General features: G+C 65.6%; 3 protein-coding genes. All 3 read left to right on the top strand.

What is annotated here, in order from left to right; translation table 11 throughout:
- Positions 1-245: 245 nt before the first annotated feature.
- On the top strand, positions 246-1421 hold the full coding sequence (locus tag G9373_RS44845) for an Nramp family divalent metal transporter (RefSeq protein WP_005256651.1): 1176 nt from the start codon (positions 246-248) through the stop codon (positions 1419-1421).
- A 90-nt stretch (positions 1422-1511) separates the two neighbouring features.
- Positions 1512-1790 carry a YciI family protein gene (locus tag G9373_RS44840; protein ID WP_005565811.1) on the top strand — a complete coding sequence of 93 codons (279 nt, stop codon included), beginning with the start codon at positions 1512-1514 and terminating at the stop codon, positions 1788-1790.
- A 410-nt stretch (positions 1791-2200) separates the two neighbouring features.
- Positions 2201-3245 (top strand): serine/threonine-protein kinase (locus G9373_RS44835; protein WP_346842940.1); only part of this gene is annotated, 1045 nt, incomplete at its 3' end.

Here is a 3245-nt window from a genome sequence, read left to right as displayed (position 1 = left end):
GGCCCACCCACTCCCGGCCGCGGGTTCCGTTCGCCCTTCCGAGCCGGCAGCGTCGGATGCCCCATCGTCAGTTGCGCCACACTCCTCGTCTGCGGTTCGAACACCAGAAAGTAGGCTCATCGATGAGTCAGCCATCTCGCACATCAGCCGATCCCGTCGGAGGCGGTTCAGTGGTCGCAGGCACCCCTCCGCCGCCCGGAGGTCGCGTCCGGCCCCAGCGCCGGTACTGGGTTCGAACCCTGGCCATGGCCGGTCCCGCATTCATCGCCGGAGCGTGGCAGTTCGGGCCCGGCAACCTCGCCAGTGCCGTCCAGGCCGGCAGCGAGTACAGCTACTCCCTGATCTGGGTGATCGCCGTCTCGACGATCTTCATGCTGGTCTACGCCGACATGAGCGTCCGCCTCGGCATCCGCACCCCCGTGTCCATGATCAGCTCGGTCAAGGACGTCCTGGGCCGACGCGTCGGCGTCTCCGCCGGCGTCGGAGTCTTCATCATCACCCTGTGTTTCTCCGTGGGCAACGCCGTCGGATCCGGCCTGGGATTGTCGATGGTCTTCGGCGGGTCCCCGATAGTGTGGTCCGCCGTCTGCACAGTCTTCGTCGGACTGATCCTGCTGTTCCGCAACGTCTATCGAACCGTCGAACGCGTCCTGCTGGTGATCGTCGCTCTCCTCGCGGCCACCTTCGTCTTCAGCGCCGTCATCGCCCAGCCCGACTGGTTCCAGGCCGTGCACGGACTCGTCCCGAGCATCCCGCCGGGTGGACAACTGCTCGTCGTCGCCCTCGTCGGCACCAACTTCTCCCTCAACGCAGCTTTCTTCACGTCCTACGGCACCCACGAACGTAAGCGCACCGCGGCCGAATACCGGCAAACCACCATCGCCGACACCATCCCGGGCATCGTGGCACCCGGCATCATGACCTCTCTCGTGATCATCGTTGCCGCCGCCGTCCTCGGCCGGCAGAACACCGAAGCAACCACCCTCGCAGGGCTGGCCAAGATCTTCGAACCCATCGCCGGCCCGATCGGATCGACGATCTTCGCGCTCGGGCTGTCCGGGGCCGCGTTCTCCGCGATGGTCGCCAACGCCACCGCCGGAGGCACCATGCTCTCCGACGCGCTCGGAAAAGGACCGTCCCCCAGCACACCGACAGCCAAACGCACCAGCGCCGTGATCCTCGGCTTCGGACTCCTGATCACGATCCTGTTCACGAAATCCCCTGTCCAGCTGATCATCTTCGCCCAGGCGTTGACCGTGCTGATCGCACCGTTCCTCGGGCTCCTGCTCTTCGTGATGAGCAACAACCGTCAGCTGATGGGCAACCTCCGCAACACCTGGTGGAAGAACATCATCGGCGCTCTGGGATTCCTCTCGATCCTGTCCCTGTCCGGACTGCTGATCTACGAACTGCTCGGCTGACACCGACATGAAGCGGCACACTGCGCACCGCAGTGTGCCGCTCGACTGCTGCATCCACCCCCTGAGGCAACCCCGAGGAATCAGAAAACCATGCCGCTCTTCGTCGTCGAATACACCTACTCAGCCCACACCGCCGCAGGCCGTGACACGTACCGATCGGCACACCGAGCATGGCTCTCCGAACTGGTCGACCGCCAGACAGTCGTCGCCTGCGGTCCGTACGCCGATGACAGCGGTGCCTTCATCCTCGTCGAGTCCGATACGAGCGACACGGTCGCACAGCTCTTCACGCACGATCCCTTCGTCATCCACGGCCTGGTACCGGACCATCGCATCGTCGAGTGGACGCCGGTGATGGGCCGTCTCTAGAACGACGATGAAGCAGGTCAGGATTCGGAATCGTATTGCTCAACCACCCACGAGCAGCGCGGAGGTCTGCACGAGTCCCGCGAGCCGCCAAAGGAAACCTAAATCGATGCGGGCACAACGACTCCCGATTTCTTATAGTCCGGTCGGGAATAGCTCAGCCGCCCTGGTCGGCATCACCGAGGGTTGCGGCGGCACCGCAGCCGTGGGAAACAGTGCGAGCGCTACTCGATCTTGCCTCGACGGACCAGCGACCTCGACCTGGGCCCCCGGCTAACCGCGTGAGCCGCTCGAATTAACTATTCACCGACGATTCGAGAGTTCGGATCGGGGTTATGCTCGCATTAACGCTGGAGAGGTGATGTGCATGACACCGCGATTGCGGACACCGAGGCACGGGATCGAGGTCGGCCGTGGCCGAATACGATCCAACGGCGACACAGCGTGATCTGACCCCGGATATCGCCACGGAGTTGGCCGCGGCGGGGTTCGACGATGCCCGGGAGGTCGGTCGGGGTGGCTTCGGCGTCGTCTACCGCTGCCTGCAGCCATCCCTCGACCGCACCGTCGCAGTGAAGGTTCTCACCGCCGATCTGGATCCGGACAACCTCGAGCGGTTCATTCGTGAGCAACGGGCTATGGGCCGGCTGTCCGGGCACCCGAACATCGCCAACATTCTGCAGGTCGGCGCCACCACCAGCGGGCAACCGTACATTGTGATGCACTACCACCCGCACGGTTCGCTGGCGACACGGATCCACCGCACGGGCCCGATCGAGTGGCGGGAGGCGGTTCGACTCGGTGTGAAGATCTCGGGCGCGCTCGAGACCGCGCACCGGATCGGCACCGTACATCGGGACGTCAAGCCCGCGAACATCCTGCTGACGGACTACGGGGAACCGCAGTTGACCGATTTCGGGATCGCACGCATCGCGGGTGGCTTCGAGACCTCGACGCGCGCGGTGGTCGGCTCACCGGCGTTCACCGCACCCGAGGTGCTCGGGGGCCGGCCCCCCACCCCGGCGTCGGACGTGTACGGCCTCGGAGCGACGCTGTTTTGCGCGATCACCGGGCATGCCGCGTTCGAGCGACGCAGCGGCGAGCAGGTGATGGCCCAATTCCTGCGGATCACCTCTCACCCGGTGCCGGAATTGCGTGGGGAGGACATACCCGCCGACGTATGTGCCGCGATCGAGAGGGCGATGTCCCGGGAGCCAGACGATCGTGCGTCGACTGCCGCCGAGTTCGGGGAGGAACTGCGCGAAGCCCAACTTCGCAACGGCCTGCCCGCCGACGAGATGGCCCTACCCACCGACCTCGGAACGCAGACCCAGGACGAACATCGCCGCGGCGCCTCGACCAGGACTGCGTCGGGCAGGTCCGGCCCGATGACGACGGCCGGCCGGAACGATGCAGCGACGACAGGGACGCCGCCCGCCCCCTCCACCCGATTCCGCC

It is taken from the genome of Rhodococcus sp. A14, assembly GCF_011603105.1.
In the GTDB taxonomy this organism is placed as follows: Bacteria; Actinomycetota; Actinomycetes; order Mycobacteriales; family Mycobacteriaceae; genus Rhodococcus_F; species Rhodococcus_F opacus.
This window is presented reverse-complemented; position numbering and strand designations above follow the sequence as displayed.

What these genes read in the sequence shown, in the direction of transcription:
- G9373_RS44845 (WP_005256651.1), top strand. Translation starts at nt 246, where the DNA reads ATGGCCGGTCCCGCATTCATCGCCGGAGCGTGGCAGTTCGGGCCCGGC.
- G9373_RS44840 (WP_005565811.1), top strand. Translation starts at nt 1,512, where the DNA reads ATGCCGCTCTTCGTCGTCGAATACACCTACTCAGCCCACACCGCCGCA.